Raw genomic sequence first — 19,889 nt, forward strand, 5'->3', positions numbered from 1 at the left:
GCGCCGCCTTGGGTGAAGGATCTACTCGATCTATCACCATCGACGTATATTTGGAGGATTGGATTTGAGTACTTCATCTCTTTGCAAAACCACACATTTTCGCTCTCGTGCCAAGACCGTTATCTGGCTTGGAACCTCTTCGTTCTGCTTCTCATTGCTGAATTGCGAGTCTGCTTTCGCCGCCGGACTGGTGGGAACGGCTCATACAGTCACCAAAGGCGATAACGTGGAGTCCTGGCAGCTTTCACAGCAGGCGACATTGAATATCGATCAGGCTGAGACTCTGGGCATCGTCGCTCGGCAATCTCAAGTCAATGCGGTAGGGGCAACCACTCAGCAGATCTTTGCCTCCGCTGGATCAGTGGTAAACCTGGCGGGAACCACTGTGACAGGTGGCAATGCGCGTTCCGGGGTTGAACTGACTAACAGTACCGCGACGATTTCTGGCAATAGCACTATCTCGAGTGATCGCCTTGGGCTCCAGGCCGGACGCAACATCAACGTCGATTCCGGGTCGAAGGTGACGGTCAGTGACAGTACGATCCGCGGGGCAACAGGCGGAGCACGTGCAACGGCCTTCAGTACATTAGAGTTTTCGGGCTCTACTATCGAAGGGACCGGTGCAGGCAGTTATGGTGTAACGTTGCTGAGCGGTTCGGCTTCCGCTACGGAAGGCAGCCAGATACTTGGTGGTCAGAATGGCGTAAGGCTTGGACTCGAGGGTGCAGGGCTGCCTGGAAGCCATTTGCTGTTGCGAGGTTCAGGTGTTGAGGGCAAAGGCGGGTCGGCAATTGTCGTGGATTACCAGGGGACCAGCGCAGCCGCCTCCCGGATCGACGTCCTCGACGGCTCGGCGCTGACGGGTGGCTCCGGGACCATTATTGAAGTCAAGGGGCTGGGCAATGCGGACTTCAATGTGGAGCGCAGCGACCTGATAGGCAACGTGCAGATTGCGGATACCAGTACGGCAGCGCTTGGTTTCAACCAGGCATCGTTGACCGGAGATGTGACAGCCGATACTGGAGCAACTGCTTCTGTAGCACTGCAGCAGGATTCGCAATTGACCGGTGTCATGACCAATGTCTCCAGCGCCACTATCGATTCGACGTCACGCTGGAACATGACGGGCAACAGTCAGGTGGGCGATTTGGCGCTCAATGGCGGTACGGTAAGGATCGGTGCCGATACCGTCTTCAATCAACTGGACGTGCGCAACCTTTCTGGTAGTGGCCTGTTTGAAATGAATGTCAATTTCACAACAGATCAATCCGACGTGCTGAATATCACAGGAACAGCGACTGGAGATCATCGTTTGTTGGTCGCCTCAACTGGGACAGAGCTGCCGAGCGGTCAACCCGTGGATCTTGTGCATGTCGCCGGCGGTGACGCCAAATTCTCATTGGCCAACGTCAATGGCGAGGTCGATCTAGGTGCGTTTTCTTATGGCTTGAAACAGAGTGAAAGCGGCAACGACTGGTTTCTCGATCCGACTGCTCGGACGGTCAGTCCGTCTACTCGCGCTGTCACAGCGCTTTTCAATACTGCCATCACTGTGCTTGATGGAGAGGCTATGTCTTTACGCAGCCGTATGGGTGAAGTGCGTTTCAATCGCTCTAAATCCGGCGCGTGGGGGAGGGCGTATGGCAGTAAGTACAATGTTTCGGACGCGTTTGGTGATGGTTATCGACAAGATCAGCAGGGTTTCACGCTTGGCGCAGATGCTCCGCTGCCTATAGGCGGTGGACAGTGGCTGTTGGGCGTCATGGCCGGGCAAAGTCATTCTGACTTGAATTTGCACCGCGGAACCAGCGGCACGATCAAAAGTTACTATGTGGGCTCCTATCTCACCTGGATCGATAATGCCAAAGGCTATTACGTTGATAATGTGATCAAGTTCAATCGTTTTCAGAATGAAGCTAAAGTCGGGTTGAGTGATGGAAATCGTACGAAGGGTGATTACGATAACACTGGTGTCAGCGGATCTATTGAATTCGGACGCCATTTCGCATTCGATCAAGGCTATTTCATCGAACCGTATATCCAAGGCAGTGCTGCAATAATCCAGGGCAAAGATTATCACCTGGCGAACGGCTTGAGCGTCGAGGGTGATCGTACCCGTTCCATGCGTGCCGAGGGCGGTATGACGTTAGGTCGAAACTTGCAATTGCGCAACGGAGTTGTCTGGCAGCCTTATGTTCGTGCGGCTTTAGCTCACGAGTTCTCAAAGAGTAACGAAGTACAGGTGAATAATAATGTATTCAATAACGACCTTTCAGGCTCGCGTGTAAAAGTTGGCGGCGGTGTTGCGCTTAACATGTCGGATCGATGGCAGGCGCATGCGGAACTGGAATATATGAGGGGCAACAATATCGAAATGCCTATCGGCGCAACGCTTGGCCTTCAATTGAAATGGTGAATAAGTAAGTTAACGAGTTATAAAAAAGCCCCTTCATAAATGATGGGGCTTTGATTATTTTGTCAAGTCAAGGAGGTGTCGAAAGTTGCGGTGCAGGGAAATGTTCCACTTGCGTCCGATTTAGCTACGTCAGCTGTGAAGGTGCCAGTGAATCGATCGGTTTCCATGTCCAGTTTATAGTCCAAGGTGCCCGAGGTCGCTTTTTGTAGAGTTGGGGCCTGCTGGTTTTCGTAGCTGTTGTAAGTGACATTTGCACCGACATCAAACTCAGTAATAGCCGTTGATGCCTCAAGCTTGGATTTTTCAAAAACAATGGTGAAGGTCCGTACGAATGGCTTTTCACGGTCATAGGCAATGACGATGTATACGTCACCCCTGCCGGGGGTCGTGTCCGACCTTAATTCTGTATACCAAGCTCTGAATTTCGTGCCGTCTTCCAGGTCGGCGGTGAAGTCGTCTATGAAGTCGTTTTGGTTATAGCCAGTTTTCAGTGCCGCGCTGCGCATGAGTTAAATCTCCATATTAGCGAGTCGGGAAGATCCAGGCAGCATCGTAAGATAAGAGTGCGTGGACAACCCATATAAGACGACCTTCACTGTCTTGTAAACTGTCAGATATTACAGCTATGCAATAGACTGTTTTTATGCTTGGAGTCGTAGAGTGATTCAACTGAACAAGCCAGCCGCAATGTTCATCGAGAATCCCAATATTGCTGTATTGAATACAAATCCAATCAGCGACTGCGCGAGGACAATCTTTCGAATATCCCGTGTCGCAACACCCACATCCGAAGTCTGCACAGCCACGCCGATGGTGAACGAGAAGTACAGAAAATCCCAGTAATTGGGGGTGGTCAGTCCTTCCGCAAAACGCAGTGCTGGCTCCTTCCCATTCCAGGTGTAAAACAACCTCGCGTAGTGCACGCAAAAGATCACCCCGATCAGCAGCCATGAGCCGATCACCGTCAGCGCTGTGAAGCCGTAGTGCATCAATTTGTGTGTGTTATCCAGATCTTTGCTGCCCGCCAGTTCAAATGTGATGGTGGCCAGGCTTGCCAGCGCGGCGATGCACACGACGAAAAGCACCAGTCCAGCGTTTTCATCCTCGATCTCGGCGATGCGACGCACATCCGGGGCCTTGGCGCGTATGGTCAGCCAGAACATCAGGACCAGGTAAGTCCAGACACCGGCGTTCCAGCCGATGAGGATTTTGCTGACGATGGAGTCGGCCGGGACCAGCAGGCCCGTTGCGAGGCCGAACAGGGCGGCGCCGGAAAGACGAGGGTGGGTGCGGGCGAGGAAGGGCATGAAAGCTCGGTAGGTGAGGGAGGTTTCACCACCTTAGCCCAGCGATGACAGATGTGGCCACTGCGCATGATGTTGGCCAATCCTTGTGGGAGCGAGCCTGCTCGCGAAGACGTCAGCAGATTCAACATTAATGTTGGCAGACCGGACGCATTCGCGAGCAGGCTCGCTCCCACAGTTTGATCAGCGTTGTTTGGTGAATCGTTGTACGAGCTTCATGACGACGACGAAGAACACGGGGACGAAGATGACTGCCAGCGTCGCGGTGATCATCCCGCCGATCACGCCAGTGCCGATCGCTTGCTGACTCGCCGAGCTGGCACCCGTGGCGATGGCCAACGGCACCACGCCGAGAATGAACGCCAGCGAGGTCATCACGATCGGCCGCAAGCGCAAGCGAGCAGCCTGCAACGTTGCATCGATCAGGTCGTGACCTTCGTCATACAGGCTCTTGGCAAACTCGATAATGAGGATCGCGTTCTTCGCCGACAGTCCGATGATGGTGATGAGACCGACCTTGAAGAACACATCGTTGGGCATGCCACGCATTGTCACCGCCAACACCGCGCCGAGCACGCCCAGCGGCACCACCAGCAATACAGAGGTCGGAATCGACCAGCTTTCATACAGCGCCGCCAGACACAGGAACACCACCAGCAGCGACAGGCCAAGCAGAATCGGCGCCTGATTGCCGGACAGACGCTCCTGCAACGACAACCCAGTCCATTCCTGGCCCAAGCCCTTCGGCCCCAGCGCTACCAGTCGCTCGATTTCCGCCATCGCTTCGCCGGTGCTGTGCCCCGCCGACGGTTCGCCAGAGATGGCAATCGCTGGATAGCCGTTGTACCGGGTCAACTGCGCCGGGCCTTGAATCCAGTTGGCCTGGACAAATGCCGACAGCGGCACCATGTTTCCGGCGCTGTTGCGCACGTGCATTTTCAGCAAGTCGTCCACCTGACTGCGCTGATCACCTTCGGCTTGCACGACCACGCGCTGCATGCGGCCCTGATTGGGGAAGTCGTTGATGTAGCTGGAACCCACCGCAGTGGACAGCACATTACCGATGTCGGCGAACGAAACGCCCAAGGCATTCGCCTGCTTGCGGTCTACGATCAGTTGCACTTGCGGTGCTTCGGCCAGCGCGCTTTCACGGACGTTCATCAATACCGGACTTTTCTCGGCGGCGGCGAGCAGTTCCGTACGCGCCTGCATCAACGTCGCATGGCCCAGACCACCGCGATCCTGCAAGCGGAATTCGAAACCGCTGGACGTGCCAAGGCCATCCACCGGCGGCGGCAGCACCGAGAAGGCCATGGCGTCCTTGATCTGACTCAACGCAGCGTTGGCGCGATCGGCAATCGAGCTGGCAGCATCGTCACTGCCACGTTCCGACCAATCCTTGAGCGTCGAAAACGCCAGCGCCGCATTCTGCCCGCTACCGGAGAAGCTGAAACCCAGGATCACTACGCTGTCACTGATTCCCGGCTCATCGGCGTTGTGCGCTTCGAGCTGTTCGGCTACTTGCACGGTGCGGTTCTTGGTCGCGCCCGGCGGCAGCTGGATATCGGTAATGGTGTAGCCCTGATCTTCTGTAGGCAGAAACGAAGAAGGCAGGCGCGCGAAACAGAACCCAAGTCCAATCAACAGGACTACGTAGATCACCAGGTAGCGACCAGTGCGCTTGAGCGCATAGCCGACCCAACCCTGATAGCGATCGGTCAGTTGCTCGAAGCGACGATTGAACCAGCCAAAGAATCCGGACTTCTCGTGATGCTCACCTTTGGCGACAGGCTTGAGCAATGTTGCGCACAACGCCGGCGTCAACGTCAGGGCGAGAAACGCCGAGAACAGAATCGACGTGGCCATGGACAGCGAGAACTGTTGGTAGATCACGCCGACCGAGCCTTGCATGAACGCCATTGGAATAAACACCGCGACCAGCACCAGAGTAATGCCGATAATCGCGCCGGTAATCTGCGTCATTGCCTTGCGCGTGGCTTCCTTGGGCGACAAGCCCTCGCTGGCCATGATGCGCTCGACGTTCTCCACCACAACGATCGCGTCATCCACCAGAATGCCGATGGCCAGCACCATGCCGAACATGGTCAGCACGTTGATCGAGAAGCCCAGCGCCAGCATGGTCGCGAACGTGCCCATCAGCGCCACCGGCACCACCAGCGTCGGGATCAGCGTGTAGCGCACGTTCTGCAGGAACAGGAACATCACTGCAAACACCAGCAGCATCGCTTCGCCAAGGGTGTAGATCACTTTGGTGATCGAGACTTTGACGAAGGGCGAGGTGTCGTACGGAATCTTGTACTCCACGCCCGCCGGGAAGTAGCGCGCCAGCTCATCCATCTTCGCCCGCACCAGCGTTGCGGTGTTCAGTGCGTTGGCGCCGGGAGACAGCTGCACGCCGACGGCGGTGGACGGCTTGCCGTTGAGGCGAGTGCCGAACTGATATTCCTGACTGCCGATTTCGACGCGCGCGACATCACCGATGCGCACCGTGGAGCCGTCGCGGTTGGCCTTGAGCACGATGTCGGCAAATTCCTGAGGCGTCGACAATTGGCCTTTGACCAGAATCGTCGCAGTGATTTCCTGTGTGGAAGGCGACGGCAAATCACCGATGCTGCCCGCTGAAACCTGGGCGTTCTGCGCAACGATGGCTTCGTTGACATCGGCCGGCGTCAGGTTGAACGCGATTAGCTTCTGCGGATCGATCCAGATGCGCATCGCCCGCTCGGCACCATACAACTGCGCCTTGCCGACACCGTCCAGGCGCTTGATCTCGTTCATCACATTGCGCGCCAGATAATCGCTGAGCGCCACGTCATCGAGCTTGCCGTCGCTGGAGGTCAGGGTAATCAGCAAGAGGAAACCGGAAGAGACCTTCTCCACCTGCAAGCCTTGCTGATTGACCGCTTGCGGCAGACGCGACTCGACAACCTTCAGACGGTTCTGCACATCGACCTGCGCCAGTTCCGGGTTGGTGCCCGGCTGGAAAGTTGCCTTGATCGTCGCGCTGCCGAGGCTGCTCTGCGATTCGAAGTAGAGCAAGTGATCGGCGCCGTTGAGCTCTTCCTCGATCAGGCTGACCACGCTCTCATCGACGGTCTGCGCCGAGGCGCCTGGGTACACGGCATAGATTTCGATCTGCGGCGGTGCGACGTCCGGGTATTGCGCGACCGGCAACTGCGGAATGGCCAGCGCACCGGCCAACAGGATGAACAGGGCGACCACCCAGGCGAATACTGGGCGATCGATAAAGAAATGCGGCATATAAGAGCGTCCTGCTTACTGACCAGTGGTCTGGGCAAGTGGAAGAGGGGTTTCGTCGACCTGTACTTTTTCCCCGGGACGGGCGTGTTGCAGGCCTTCGATGACAATACGGTCGCCGGGCTTCAGGCCGCCGGTGACGATCCAGCGATTGTTCTGCACCGCACCCAGTTGCACCCGTTGCTGCGCCACGCGCATCTGCTCATCGACGGTCAGCACCTGGGCAATGCCGGCACTGTCACGCTGCACCGCGCGTTGCGGCACGGTAATGCCGTTCTGAATGGTTGCCTGTTCAAGGCGTACGCGGATGAAACTGCCCGGCAGCAGGTCGAGATCCGGATTGGGGAATTCACTGCGCAGGATGATCTGGCCAGTACCCGGATCGACAGTGATGTCGCTGAACAGCAGCTTGCCGGGCAATGGATACAGGCTGCCGTCATCCTGAATCAGTGTGGCCTTGACCTGGTCCTGACCGACTTCCTGCAACTGCCCGGAACGGAACGCCCGGCGCAGTTCATTGAGCTCGCGAGTCGACTGGGTGAGGTCGGCATGGATCGGGTTGAGCTGCTGAATCAGCGCCAGTGGCGTGGTTTCGTTCTGCCCCACCAGCGCACCTTCGGTGACCAGCGCGCGGCCGATGCGGCCGGAGATCGGCGCGGTGACGGTGGCATAACCGAGGTTCAGTTTCGCCCGTTCCAGCGCTGCCTTGCTGGCGGCGACATCAGCGGCGGTCTGCCGGGCAGCGGCGCGGGCGTTGTCGTAGTCCTGACCGCTGATGGCCTGGTCCTCGATCAACTGCGCATAGCGTTGTTCTTGCAGTTTCGCCTGAAAGGCGTTGGCCTCGGCTTTGCGCAGCGCGGCTTCGGCACTGTCCAGATCCGCCTTGAAAGGTGCCGGGTCGATGCGGAACAGCACATCGCCTTTTTTCACGTCGCTGCCTTCGCGATAGGTGCGCTGCAACACCACGCCGGCCACCCGCGCACGCACTTCGGCAATCCGTGGCGCGGCGATGCGCCCGCTCAGTTCGCTGCTGATCGACAGGGGCTCGGTTTTAATGGTCTCGACGCGCACCGTGGCCGGCGGCGTCTGCTCTTCGGCGTTCGAGGATGAATCACAAGCGCTCAGCGTCAGCGCCAATGCGATCAGGCCGAGCCCGGCCAGCAGTTTTCCAGACATGTACAACCCCCAATATTGAAGGCCGCATCCTACGGCCAGACGGGGAGGTTAGCGGTGAAGCTTTGTAGCTGCTGTGTGAAATTGTGTAAGGGTTTTGCTCCATGGCGGGTGAGGACGTATATCCTGCAGGCCTTGAAATTTATTGCGACAGTTCGATCGCTTTCGCGAGCAGGCTCGCTCCCACAGGAGATCGCATTTCAATGTGCGAGCGAATGAGCCCTGACTGTCGCTCCAGCATTTTCTGGAACACCCCATGCCCAACATCCTCCTGGTCGAAGACGACACCGCCCTCGCCGAACTGATTTCCAGCTACCTGGAGCGCAACGGTTACTCCGTCAGCGTCATCGCCCGTGGCGACCATGTGCGCGAACGGGCGCGGATCAGTCCGCCGGATCTGGTGATCCTCGACCTCATGCTCCCGGGCCTCGACGGCTTGCAGGTGTGCCGCTTGCTCCGTGCCGATTCGGCGACACTGCCGATCCTCATGCTCACGGCCCGCGATGACAGCCATGATCAAGTGCTGGGCCTGGAAATGGGCGCTGACGACTACGTCACCAAACCCTGCGAGCCACGGGTGCTGCTGGCGCGGGTGCGTACCTTGTTGCGGCGCAGCAGCCTCGGCGAGCCGTTGGCCGTCAATGACCGGATCGTCATGGGCAATCTGTGCATTGACCTGTCCGAGCGCACCGTGACCTGGCGTGATCAAGCGGTTGAGCTGTCCAGCGGCGAATACAATTTGCTGGTGGTGCTGGCCCGGCACGCCGGCGAAGTGCTGAGTCGCGATCAGATTCTGCAGCGGCTGCGCGGCATCGAGTTCAATGGCACTGACCGCTCGGTGGACGTGGCGATTTCCAAGCTGCGGCGCAAATTCGATGATCACGCTGGCGAGGCGCGCAAGATCAAGACTGTGTGGGGCAAGGGCTATCTGTTCAGCCGCTCCGAATGGGAATGCTGAGCTGATGTTTCGCATTCTGTTTCGCCTGTATCTGGTGACGATCGTCTCCTATAGCGCGGCGATCTATCTAGTACCGGATCTGGTGGTCATGGCCTTTCGGGATCGCTTCGTCACCTACAACCTGGACTTTTCCCGAGGTCTGCAATCGCTGATCACCAAGCAGTTTCATGCCGCGCCGCAAGAGCAGTGGCCGGAGATTGCAGCGGCGATGGACAAGGAATTCCAGCCGCTGCACATCGTCCTGACGCCAATCGACGACCCGGTGTTCACTCCCATCGAGCAGGAACGTCTGCACCGTGGTGAAAACGTGGTGCGCATCGGCGACTGGGGCTGGCGAACTTTGGCAGTCACTCCGCTGAATGCGGACATGGCCGTGCGTATGGTCGTACCGCCGGATCCGGTCGACGTCGATCTGTTGTACTGGAGCATCAACGTACTGATCGGCGCCATGCTGCTCGGCTGCCTGCTGCTCTGGTTGCGCCCGCACTGGCGCGATCTAGAGCGCCTGAAAGGCACTGCCGAACGCTTCGGCAAAGGCCACTTGAGCGAGCGAACCAGAATCGCCCCGAGTTCGAACATCGGCAGCCTCGCCAACGTGTTCGACACCATGGCTGGCGATATTGAAAACCTGCTCAACCAGCAACGTGATCTGCTTAACGCCGTTTCCCATGAGCTGCGTACACCATTGACGCGTCTGGATTTCGGCCTGGCATTGGCCTTGTCGGAAGACTTGCCGGCCGCCAGCCGCGAGCGCTTGCAGAGCCTGGTCGCGCACATTCGTGAGCTGGATGAATTGGTGCTGGAGTTGCTTTCCTACAGCCGTTTGCAGAATCCGGCGCAATCGCCCGAGCGCATCGAGGTGTCGCTCGACGAGTTCATCGACAGCATTCTCGGCAGCGTCGATGAGGAGCTGGAATCGCCGGAGATCGTGATTGACGTTCTGTTGCACGGCCAGCTCGAACGCTTTGCGCTGGATCCGCGCCTGACCGCTCGGGCCATCCAGAACCTGTTGCGCAATGCCATGCGCTATTGCGAAAAGCGTATTCAGATTGGCGTGCAGGTGATTGCCGGCGGATGTGAGATATGGGTTGACGACGATGGCATCGGCATTCCCGACGACGAGCGCGAGCGGATCTTTGAACCGTTCTATCGGCTCGACCGCAGCCGTGATCGCGCGACGGGTGGATTCGGCCTCGGTTTGGCGATCAGCCGCCGCGCACTGGAAGCGCAGGGCGGTACCTTGACGGTTGAAAGTTCGCCGCTGGGTGGGGCGCGATTCAGGCTGTGGTTGCCGGCCACGGCCTGAACCGTATGACGAATATCAGGGCTGCGTTGTGCCGCTGGTCTGCAACACGCATTGCTGGGTTTTACTGTCCCACACTTGACCTTTCGGACATTCGGGCTTTTTCACGGCGTCGCTTTCATCGACGGCGAAAACAGCAGGGCTGGACAGGGCAGCGACCAGCAGCGGGACGGCGAACAGCACTTGGCGAATGTTCATGGTCAATCTCCACTTTCATCGGCTTGGAGCGGAAGTTGTTGTTCTCATTTGCAGTGACTGTTCAGTTCTCAGGAAGATTCAAAATTGTGAGGCTGGGCCGACGGCGCAGCGGCAGATTTGCGCCGTTCCTGAATTCCGCGAATCACCAGGTACAACAGCGGCCCCACTGAAACGAACACTGTGGTCAGCAGCAAATAAGGCACTACCGACCAGACGGAGCGTCCCCGAGACCGGGCGTCCTTGACCATCCATACACCGGCCAGTGTCGCCAGCAGGTACAGATCGATGACCACTTGCGCAGTGTCCGGTCGTGACATCAGGCTGAGGCCGAAGTCGATCAGTGACTGTTCAGCCTGGAGCATTACCGAAACGGTGTAACCGCTGAACGCGAGCAAAGCGGTGAGAGGCAGGGCGATGGACATCATGCTTTCCTTCCTTGGTGTGATGAGCAGAAGTGCCAGCCTACCGGCGCGACGCGCAATTGACCATTGACTTGTCATCCGCCGGCAGGCTAATTTCGAGCCCATGACTTTCACTGTATCGCGCTGCCAGCCAAGCATTATCACCGCCATTCCTCATTTGGCGGGCTAGCTCACGACTGCAGCACCCAACCCGCCCTAGAGGCGGGTTTTTACTTTCTGTCTCCGGGGTTCTGAAAACTGTCAGGAGACGACCATGCCGCACAGCCCCGACCAGCAAGCCCTGCTTGAGCATTACGTGAAAAAGATCCTGGCAGCGCCGGTGTACGACATTGCGGTGCCTACCCCGTTGCAGCCTGCGCCGGCATTGTCGCAAGCATTGGGCAATCGGGTCCTGCTCAAGCGCGAAGATCTGCAACCGACGTTCTCTTTCAAGATCCGTGGTGCGTACAACAAACTCGTGCAACTAAGCGGAGAGCAGAAAGCGCGGGGAGTGATCACCGCGTCGGCGGGTAATCACGCGCAGGGTGTAGCGTTGGCCGCACGGGAATTGGGCATTGCCGCGACGATCGTCATGCCGTCTACCACCCCTGAGCTCAAAGTGCTCGGGGTGCGCAGTCGCGGTGCCGAAGCATTGCTGCACGGTGAGAGTTTTCCCTTTGCCTTGGCCCACGCGCTGCAACTGGCCGAGGAGACAGGACGCACGTTCGTTTCACCCTTCGATGATCCTGACGTGATCGCCGGCCAAGGCACCGTGGCAATGGAAATCCTGCGCCAGCATCAAGGCGCGCTGGATGCGATCTTTATCCCGGTCGGCGGCGGAGGTTTGATCGCCGGTATCGCGGCCTACGTCAAATACCTGCGCCCGGAAGTGCGGATCATTGGCGTCGAATCCGAACATTCGGCCTGTCTACAAGCCGCATTGCGCGCGGACGAGCGGGTGGTTCTACCGAGCCTCGGTACCTTTGCCGACGGCGTAGCGGTTGCGCAGATCGGCGCGTATGGCTTTGAGGTTTGCCGTTTTTGTGTAGATGAGGTAATCACGGTCAGCAATGACGAGCTCTGCGCCGCGATCAAGAATATCTACGACGATACCCGTTCGATCACTGAACCTTCAGGTGCGCTGGCCGTGGCGGGGATCAAGCAGTACGTGGCGCGCAGCGGCGTTCGCGATCAGACATTCGTCGCCCTCGACTCCGGGGCCAACATCAACTTCGACAGTCTGCGCCATGTCGCCGAACGCGCCGCTGCTTGCGGCGTGCCGGCGTAACAAGCGCTCGGGTTATTCCTGCAGGGCGGTGCCGACTTTTTCCGACGCCGACCAGATGCGATAGCGCACTTCGACGTCCGATGGCGCGTACACCACGACTGGCAACTTGCTGTTGTAGCGCAACATGAAGCCGTCACCGACAACCGGAACGAAAGCGCGCTTTTTCTGGCTGCCGGGCGGGCAGGCCATCATCGTGCTCATCGGGCCGATGACCTTTTCCAGGCGATAGAACGGATAGCCCCAGCCTTGCAGGTTCTTTTCATCGAGAACACCGCCCAGACGCTGGCGATTGCAATCCACTTCGAGGGTTTTGCCGGCGAGAATTTCAACCTGGAAATTCTCTTCCTGCTCTTGCTTGGGCAGATGGATGACTTGTCGGGTAAACCCGGCTTCGGCTTTGGGATACGGCGCCACGTCTTCGAGCTTGGCGGCGTGGGCGAGGGTGGAAAGGTTGGCGATTAACAGCCCAGTGATCGCGCAAATGCGTAAGGAATTCATGGAAGCCTCCGTGCGAGTTGAATTGCAATGGGAGACATTCTTGCCGTCATGGTCTTCGAAAGCAAATTCGGCCGGAGATTGCAGATTGCAGTGGATGGGCGGTCGGTTCATGCATTTTGCAAATAGCAGGATACTGGCCATCTTTCCAAGTGCTTGATTTTGCAGGGCGCCAAACGAACCGATCAAAGGCACGTTTTATGCGTTCTTCCGGTGAGGCGCACCGGATTTGGACGCCTACACTCCAATGGGCATTTCGCAGTACCACCATTTGCCGCACCAAGGAAACAGCGGGGGCACACCCGTGAAGGCGCAGCAAAGGGTCAGCGTGAATACTTGATTGGCAATCGCACAGAAAGGAGAGGGTTCGCCATGTTTTTATCTGCCTTGGAATTACGCAATATCATTGAAAGCAGCTTCCTGCCGAAACGCTGCCAGTGCACGCTGTCACCCGACTTGTCGATGTCCGTCAAAGTATTTGGCGACCATCGGACCGACCAGGCCGATCTCTACGTCAGTGGAATCGACGCCAGCCGCCTGAACAGCTGCCGTGAAATCAACAACCTGGTCGCAGGCCTGCGTTCCGACCTCGCGCAACAAACCACGACACATCAAACCAGCGCTCGTTCTCGAGCCGTTTAACCCACCGTTTCACCCAGTTCGACCGTCACGCGCCGGGCCTGCACGAAACCCAGGCCCAGCGCGAACTCGACCAGCACCGCGAGCAAAATCCCGGGGCCGGCATGGCCATTGAGCCACTCGCCAAAACCCAACGCAGCCAAACCGAAACAGCCGACGATAAAACCATTGCTCAGCGCACTGCGTGCCGCTGACGGCGGAGCATTGCGCAGCAAATAAAACATCACCCCCAACGCCGCAAACAGCACCGCGCTGCGCCTTGCGACTACGCCAGTGCCTTCCGAATAGCCAATACTCCAGATCGCCAGCAGCATCTCCGGAAAAAATCCCCAGACCAGCGCCAGCAGAAAACACAGGATTGAAGTGAAGCTCGACAACGTGCGGAACGACAACTGCATGGCCAATCCTTGCGGCAGTAGGGAAGGCCCCGAGCATAACCGCCGGAGCCACTCCACGCCTATGGCGAACCGGAAAATCAGAAGCGTCTGTCAGTTCTGCCGACTGCATGCGTCAGATAATTTCCTGTAACTGATTTGTGCGGGCTTGCCGGTGTTGTCGATGTATTTCATGTCGGCGGTGATGACTTTGCATTCCAGGGTCGGCGGCTCGGTTAGCGAAAGCACCTTCGCCACGTGTAGTGGCATGCCGCATTGGTAGGGCAAGGCATCGGAAGTGGCGGAGGTATCAGTGGCTTGGGCCAACCCGGCGAAAGCGGCGCAGGCGAGGGTGGCGGAGAGCAGGAAGGGACGGATGTTCATGAGAAGACTCCAGCGTAACGGATAGGCGCCCGGCACGAAGCCTGACGACCCTGCTGCAGTCGATTTCAGCGAGATGCCTGAGCAGAACAGTACTGTAGAGTCTTTGATTTGAGAATTAAGGGAGGGTTAATTGGACTAATTAGGCTGAATAGATCGGGGATCATACGGCAAGCACATTTAACCAAAGATATTTGCATTGAAGCGATTGCCGATCAGCCATAACCAGGAGCAATGATCCTGATTACGGCCATTAAGTATTTCCCGCCCTACCTCATCATTGATTAAAGTACATTAACGACTCAGTTTTTCGGGAAAAAAGGACAGTGGTGGATGTGTCGCAGTCCATTTCTTTGTTTGCTCGTGTGCTTCGGAAATTTGCGCGGGGGTCAACTTGGCTGCAATGAGAGGGAGTTTGTATTCAACGTTTTCTTGCATTCCACCCCCGCCGTCCAGAATGCTTAAGGATGAAACTAGAGAGTAGCCTTTAACGGGGTCATATGGAAATCCATATGTGTCGGGCTCATGAGCAAGATATGAGCCATATCCATACACTGATTCCGCATAACCTGCTATTGCTGCTTGCTCATTCCAGTGGCGAAATCCCTCTATATCGCCGCGCTCATACAATATCGCAGCGTATTCCATCATTGACTTTGGGTAGCCGCCTTCAGCAGATAGCTTAAACCACTTTTCAACTGCTTCGCTTCGTTTCCAAGGCATGAGAAAACCATCACCTTGTTTGAGGGATACCGCCATCCAGTATTGCGCAAATGCATTTCCCGCAGAGGCGGATTTTTCCAACCACGCATCATCTAGCGTGATTTCATACATTATGCACATTGCCTCCGCATCACCAGCCTCGGCTTTTTCTTGAGCTATTTTTTTTGCCTGATTTAACCATTCTATTGGTTGCTTGTGAGAAGGAGGGCAGTCGTTGGATATTTTACATATATCATGCTCAATGCGGCCCAATTGGATCATGGCATAGAGATCGCTCTGGTCTGCTGACGCTTCATACCATTTCTTGGCCTCCTCGTTCATGTAATGATTTTTCTTACGAAGAACTTCTCCTAAATAATATTGAGCTTCGTGGTCTCCCGCTTCTGCCGCTGTTGTTAAAAACGGGATTGCAGAAGTCGCTTTGTATTGATTGTATAGCTCAATGCCCTTGATTTTTGCCCGAGATTGTTCGTTCGTAAGCGCGAATGACTGGGTCGACGCTAGCGTTAATAAAATAAGCGTAGTGGGGATCACCTTCATCAGTGTAAGTGCTGAGTTGTTTTTCGATTGCAGTTGTTTCGCTGGTTTATCGGTCTTTGCAAAACTTTTGAAAACGATACGGCAGAGCGCGATCGACAAGGCTGTCGATTGTTCTAATTCGGGAAGATTAGCCTCGTACCGGTTATTTCTTGCATTCTGCTTCATTACTAATTAAAAACCTAATTTCCTTGGAAAGAAAGAAAGGGGCGGGTGGGTGGCCTTCCACTCAATTGCATATTTTTCCGCTTCCTCAATCTGGTTCGATGTCATTTTTGCAGCAATTTTAGGAAGCTTCCCTTCCACATAGACTTGAACGTTTCCACCGCCATCCAATTCTTTAAGCAAAGAGACCAGTGCGTAGCCCTTGATCAAATCGACGGGGTAGCCAACTTTGTCGGGCGTGTGGGAAAGATATGCACCATAGGTTGCGACGGCATTTTGATAACCGGTTTTCGCCGCTTCTTCCCACCAATGCCGAACACCTGCCAGATCATTTCGCTGGGAAAGAATCGAAATATATTCGATCATTGCAGGAGGGTAACCTCCTTCCGAAGCAGCCTTTAGCAACTCCTCCTCGGCACTCTTTCTTTTCCAAGGTAGCAAAAATGTGCCTTCCCCCTCGGCGTAACGATTAGCGAGTAACCACTGTGACGGCGCATATCCAGCCGCTGCTGATTTCTGCAACCAATCCAACTCTGCAGTCGCGTTGTAAAGCACAGCCATCGCTTCGCCGTCGCCACCCAAAGCGCGAGGCGTAGCAGTTTTTATCAATAAATCTAGCCAGTCACTTGGTTTTTTACTACTAGCAGGACATTGGTTGACAACCGAGCACAGGTCTTCCGATACGGTGGCGAGTTTAAACATCGCATAATAATCACCCTGTGATGCTGATGCCTCGTACCATTTTTGCGCTTCGACAGTCATTCCTTGTTTTTTTTGACGAGGCTCGTCAGCTAAATAGAATTGTGCTTCCGCATCGCCCGCTTCGGCTGCTATGCGAAGTTCCAGTTCTGCTGGTTTGTATTGATTGAAAAGCATTATCCCACGAGTTTTTGCGGCCTGCTGAGTTGGTGTAAGCTCGGCAAGTACATTGTTTGATAAGAGGGTTGCAATTGCGGTTGCTATATATATAAGTGTGCGCAACATTTTTTATCCCTTGATGTATTTAGCTGGAGGGACATATTTTGCTTTTCCGCCAGGAACAAAAGTTTGTCCGTAGTATCGGGTTCTGTGACAAAAGCCATCTAGGTTCGCGCCTAAAAGGTTCACGTGCGCTTTATACCGGGCACGCATTTCGTCGTTCGCATCGTCGTGCAGTCGCAGAATTGCTTCTGACATGAAATTGTCCATATGCAGTCGATTCTCGCAATATAGCTGTTCTGCTTCGTCTGCGGCTTTGGTTCCGAACCGATTCATGCTCATGCATGCTTCTTCAAATTGTGCTTGGGCAAGGGTTATTGTTCCTTGCTTTTCCGCTTGGCGGACAATCAATCCTAGTATGCGCTCAACAGCCTGCTGCTGAAGCAGACGACACTGGACCCACCTTCACATACTGCGTGACGCCCACAATCAGGTGATCATCCGTGCGTATTTCACTGATGGGTTCCAGATTGGGAATCCGTTGTTCTTCAACCTTGGACTCACTCAATAAATTGGCTTCAACGGTGTCGTGGCGTTCGTTGCCGACGCGGATTTTCTGGTTGTGTTCGATGTTTTCCTCCCCGTCGCGCTGGGCGTGGATCGCATAACTAAGCCGCCAGGCCGTTTACCGCGAGAGCTATTTATTTCCGTCGCGAATTCTGTTTTTTTGGCATTCGTCCTCCGCAATATCCGTCAATAGAATGGAATCCAAATCAAAAGATTCATTCTCAGACCTTGAGTCTCATGCTTTTAGGTCGATGCACCTGAAGAGTCTGCGGGCGTTTTTCGCATCATCTGTTCCATAAAGTCGGGGGCCATCCCTTTTGTTTTATTTAGGTCAGGAATGTCAAATTCTCTGATTAAAAAATACTTGGTCGAGCTTGGTGATTGTGACATTTGGCTTACCATGAATTTGTCATTTACATAGAATTCCAGCAGGTCCTCAATATCGAAGCTGAGACTCTTCGACTCCTTCACAAACCATTCGTCCAGCAATGCTTTTTCTGCTTTAGTTGCGAGTCCGATGCTCAGGCGTTTGGCTTCCCTATCAACGTCCTCTAACCAGCCAAGCTCGCTGCGAAGTACATCTTTACTTTTGCGAGTTTGTTCCAGAGCCGCGTCGCGCTTACTAGCTTGAACTTCTGTTTCACTGCCCATTCCCAGCAAGCGTTTCAATGTTCCGGAGTCACCCAATAATGGGCGTTTCAAGCGATCTTCTTGTTCGCTATAAGCACGGTGTTGTCCACTATACAATTCCCAAAGTCCACGAAGTCTTTGGATGTATAAGCGGCGATGAGCTAGAAAAGCGTCGGCAGACACTTTTTTATTGCCAGCTAGGCTCGTGTATCGTTTGCTCGCCTCAATAGCGCCGGTGCCATTGATGTGATCATGAAATTCGAAGAAGCTAGCCACGTATCTATCTTTTTCTTGAAGTTTCGCCATAGAGGGGAAGGGGACTCCAGCACTATAGGCGGCACGATACATTTCGTGCAAAGCCACTATGTGCAGCTCTCGGCTGTGCGAGGCACTTTTTTTCGCCAATCCGCCCCCTACGTCAGAGCTCGTGCCCGGAACCAACCGTTCTTCCCATCGGGGGGTAAGCGATCCGGTGCCGATTAGACGTGCACGCCTGTCACCTCTACACTCATGAGCAGCAACTAGGTGAAGTGCCGACTTGACTGGACCTGGCAAGCACTCTCCATCATCCACTGAATTGGAAATTGGCAGTAAAAAATCTCGAACCACCGATGCTTCCATGCTTCGATCTACCGCATCGAACAGCCCAGCGAAAACCACTTCCAGCTTTGCACCTTTGTAGACGGTAGTACCAGGGTCGCACGCCTCAAATAATTTATGAGCGAAGGCTCGCGCAAGCGTAGCGCCATAATCGAAACCGAACACCGATACTGAAATTTTTTTGATCGAGATCGAGTTCGATTTTTTGACGTCCTCTACAAGCTTTTCAAAACGATTACTTGCGGCCTCTAGGCGAGTGTCTACACCAGTTTTAAGTAAACTGAAAACTATTTCTTGGTCACGGACGGGAGAAATACCTTCGACCGAAGCCTTGGCTGCTGTAGTAGCAATAGCGGAAATAAGATTCCTGGGTTTTAGGTTGTTTGTAAAGTTGTCCCACCAGTTTTTCCCGGCTAATACGTCTTTGCCTACGTCAACAACAGCTTCCGTGGAATTATCTTTCGGTAGTTTGGAAACGTCGTCTTTGATTTTGCTGATTGCGCCGTTGAGGTTGGCTGCGCTAGTAGTCGAGTTCGTGCCTAAGGTAGCGTCAAACGATGTGGCAAGCCCAGATATATAGAATTTATGATGCTGACTGGCCGGATCGGATGGTGCAGAGTTCTCCTCGTGTGGATACGCGAGAAAAAGGCGGCCAATATTGGTAACTCTTTCTTCCTTTAAGTCGTCTTCTAGGTTTCTACTAACTCCATCGAAAAAAAATCCAACATGTAATGTTGCTTCACATGGTAGCGTTGAACTCTTTTTTAATCCTGTGGACGAACTTAAGCGCGAGCTAATGGCTTGTGCATCGCATAAGTTTTTTGGTTCGCTCATGGATGACTCCCTTGTCCATTGGTTTCTTTAGTCGTATTTTCGCGGAATGAGTTTTTATCAAGCGTAGTTGCAGACCACGTGAGCTCTATTTTATTACCGGGAAGAAAGTAAACATGCAGCGTGTCGTCCCCAGCCTTGCGCTTTGGCATAGGCATTAGTTCTTCATGTCTTTCTATTTTCATTCCTTGATCCTCCTGAGCTTTCGACATGCTCAGGATCCAAACTACCTTCGCAGTGTCGCCGGACATCTTCCAGCAACAGGTCACGCCACCATTTCCTCCCCAGTTGTCATTTACCCAAAAGCTACCTATTGGTCTGTTCATATAATTGTGGGAGGTGAGAGCAGCGCCGGATATTCGGGTTTTGGTGTAAATATAAAATCCCACGAAAAATACCGCGAGAATCAGAATTACGATCGCTGAAGATCGGCGTTTCCATCGTCGTTCATTCGAGCTATTCATGGTCAGCGACATCAATGTTTCCCGTGTCATTTTACAAAGCGATGTTATATAGAAATTGAAGGTTCAGTCAGACAGCTGCTGTATAACGATTCCAAGCGGCAGTTTTTCTCTAAATGTTCGCTCCTTAGCTTGAGTCCACATCGGCCAGTTCTCTGGAAACTTAGGGTTCATCAACCGCAGGGTGGCAAATAGAGTGACGTCTTCCGCGTCCGTTAAACCTTCACTGCGGCCAGCGTCCAGCGCTT

19 protein-coding genes and 1 pseudogene are annotated in these 19,889 nt (G+C 54.8%); 5 read left to right on the forward strand and 15 right to left on the reverse strand.

Translation table 11 applies throughout. The features are described 5' to 3' along the window. Positions 1 to 64: 64 nt before the first annotated feature. Entirely contained in the window at positions 65 to 2,416 is a 2,352-nt protein-coding gene (locus tag D8U82_RS02480) for an autotransporter outer membrane beta-barrel domain-containing protein (protein WP_130901600.1), read from the forward strand. Positions 2,417 to 2,478: 62 nt separating this feature from the next. Here the strand turns inward: D8U82_RS02480 and D8U82_RS02485 are convergent, their stop codons facing one another. From D8U82_RS02485 to D8U82_RS02500, 4 genes are all read right to left on the reverse strand, one after another. After that, a complete protein-coding gene (locus tag D8U82_RS02485) occupies positions 2,479 to 2,922 on the reverse strand; it encodes a hypothetical protein (protein WP_125926520.1) in 444 nt (147 codons plus the stop codon). 159 nt (positions 2,923 to 3,081) lie between these two features. Next, the gene (locus tag D8U82_RS02490; RefSeq protein ID WP_130901601.1) at positions 3,082 to 3,723 is read right to left on the reverse strand and encodes a DUF1345 domain-containing protein; all 642 of its coding nucleotides are present in this window, start codon (positions 3,721 to 3,723) and stop codon (positions 3,082 to 3,084) included. A 180-nt stretch (positions 3,724 to 3,903) separates the two neighbouring features. Continuing rightward, a complete protein-coding gene (locus D8U82_RS02495; RefSeq protein ID WP_130901602.1) occupies positions 3,904 to 7,002 on the reverse strand; it encodes an efflux RND transporter permease subunit in 3,099 nt (1,032 codons plus the stop codon). 15 nt (positions 7,003 to 7,017) lie between these two features. Beyond that, entirely contained in the window at positions 7,018 to 8,175 is a 1,158-nt protein-coding gene (locus D8U82_RS02500; protein WP_130901603.1) for an efflux RND transporter periplasmic adaptor subunit, read from the reverse strand. A gap of 253 nt (positions 8,176 to 8,428) precedes the next feature. Here D8U82_RS02500 and D8U82_RS02505 point away from each other — a divergent pair, with 253 nt between their 5' ends. Beyond that, positions 8,429 to 9,130 (forward strand): response regulator transcription factor, encoded by a 702-nt coding sequence (locus D8U82_RS02505; RefSeq protein WP_122611358.1) that lies wholly within the window; start codon positions 8,429 to 8,431, stop codon positions 9,128 to 9,130. 4 nt (positions 9,131 to 9,134) lie between these two features. Continuing rightward, positions 9,135 to 10,436 carry an ATP-binding protein gene (locus D8U82_RS02510; protein ID WP_073476613.1) on the forward strand — a complete coding sequence of 434 codons (1,302 nt, stop codon included), beginning with the start codon at positions 9,135 to 9,137 and terminating at the stop codon, positions 10,434 to 10,436. A 15-nt stretch (positions 10,437 to 10,451) separates the two neighbouring features. On the opposite strand, the gene D8U82_RS02515 is transcribed toward D8U82_RS02510, so the two are convergent. Both D8U82_RS02515 and D8U82_RS02520 read right to left on the reverse strand, forming a co-directional pair. Then, positions 10,452 to 10,631 carry a hypothetical protein gene (locus D8U82_RS02515; protein ID WP_130901604.1) on the reverse strand — a complete coding sequence of 60 codons (180 nt, stop codon included), beginning with the start codon at positions 10,629 to 10,631 and terminating at the stop codon, positions 10,452 to 10,454. 68 nt (positions 10,632 to 10,699) lie between these two features. Beyond that, positions 10,700 to 11,056 carry a DUF2834 domain-containing protein gene (locus D8U82_RS02520; protein WP_130889135.1) on the reverse strand — a complete coding sequence of 119 codons (357 nt, stop codon included), beginning with the start codon at positions 11,054 to 11,056 and terminating at the stop codon, positions 10,700 to 10,702. 250 nt (positions 11,057 to 11,306) lie between these two features. On the opposite strand from D8U82_RS02520, the gene ilvA reads away from it, so the two are divergent. Next, entirely contained in the window at positions 11,307 to 12,320 is a 1,014-nt protein-coding gene (gene ilvA, locus D8U82_RS02525; RefSeq protein WP_130889134.1) for a threonine ammonia-lyase, biosynthetic, read from the forward strand. 12 nt (positions 12,321 to 12,332) lie between these two features. Here ilvA and eco read toward each other — a convergent pair whose 3' ends face one another. Further along, positions 12,333 to 12,818: a serine protease inhibitor ecotin gene (gene eco, locus D8U82_RS02530; RefSeq protein WP_125926527.1), complete on the reverse strand. Its 486-nt coding sequence runs from the start codon at positions 12,816 to 12,818 to the stop codon at positions 12,333 to 12,335. 369 nt (positions 12,819 to 13,187) lie between these two features. Here eco and D8U82_RS02535 point away from each other — a divergent pair, with 369 nt between their 5' ends. Then, on the forward strand, positions 13,188 to 13,457 hold the full coding sequence (locus D8U82_RS02535) for a DUF1652 domain-containing protein (protein ID WP_016774885.1): 270 nt from the start codon (positions 13,188 to 13,190) through the stop codon (positions 13,455 to 13,457). Here the strand turns inward: D8U82_RS02535 and D8U82_RS02540 are convergent. The 8 genes and pseudogenes from D8U82_RS02540 to D8U82_RS28240 form a co-directional block, all read right to left on the reverse strand. Continuing rightward, positions 13,454 to 13,852, reverse strand: a complete 399-nt coding sequence (locus D8U82_RS02540) for a hypothetical protein (RefSeq protein WP_130901605.1) — start codon at positions 13,850 to 13,852, stop codon at positions 13,454 to 13,456. The genes D8U82_RS02535 and D8U82_RS02540 overlap by 4 nt on opposite strands. A gap of 90 nt (positions 13,853 to 13,942) precedes the next feature. Continuing rightward, positions 13,943 to 14,212, reverse strand: a complete 270-nt coding sequence (locus tag D8U82_RS02545) for a DUF2790 domain-containing protein (protein WP_130889133.1) — start codon at positions 14,210 to 14,212, stop codon at positions 13,943 to 13,945. Positions 14,213 to 14,503: 291 nt separating this feature from the next. Further along, on the reverse strand, positions 14,504 to 15,472 hold the full coding sequence (locus D8U82_RS02550; RefSeq protein WP_177434103.1) for a sel1 repeat family protein: 969 nt from the start codon (positions 15,470 to 15,472) through the stop codon (positions 14,504 to 14,506). A 171-nt stretch (positions 15,473 to 15,643) separates the two neighbouring features. Beyond that, positions 15,644 to 16,618 (reverse strand): sel1 repeat family protein, encoded by a 975-nt coding sequence (locus D8U82_RS02555; RefSeq protein ID WP_130901606.1) that lies wholly within the window; start codon positions 16,616 to 16,618, stop codon positions 15,644 to 15,646. A gap of 391 nt (positions 16,619 to 17,009) precedes the next feature. Continuing rightward, a pseudogene (locus D8U82_RS28365) lies at positions 17,010 to 17,213 on the reverse strand (type VI secretion system tip protein VgrG); the annotation flags it as partial. A gap of 149 nt (positions 17,214 to 17,362) precedes the next feature. Next, the gene (locus D8U82_RS02565) at positions 17,363 to 19,183 is read right to left on the reverse strand and encodes a DUF2235 domain-containing protein (RefSeq protein WP_130901607.1); all 1,821 of its coding nucleotides are present in this window, start codon (positions 19,181 to 19,183) and stop codon (positions 17,363 to 17,365) included. Further along, a complete protein-coding gene (locus tag D8U82_RS02570) occupies positions 19,180 to 19,656 on the reverse strand; it encodes a DUF3304 domain-containing protein (RefSeq protein ID WP_177434102.1) in 477 nt (158 codons plus the stop codon). Before D8U82_RS02570 ends, D8U82_RS02565 begins: the two co-directional genes overlap by 4 nt. A 51-nt stretch (positions 19,657 to 19,707) precedes the next feature. Then, positions 19,708 to 19,889 (reverse strand): hypothetical protein (locus D8U82_RS28240; protein WP_206663320.1); only part of this gene is annotated, 182 nt, incomplete at its 5' end.

The organism is Pseudomonas sp. Sample_23 (assembly GCF_004307595.1).
Lineage (GTDB): Bacteria > Pseudomonadota > Gammaproteobacteria > Pseudomonadales > Pseudomonadaceae > Aquipseudomonas > Aquipseudomonas atacamensis.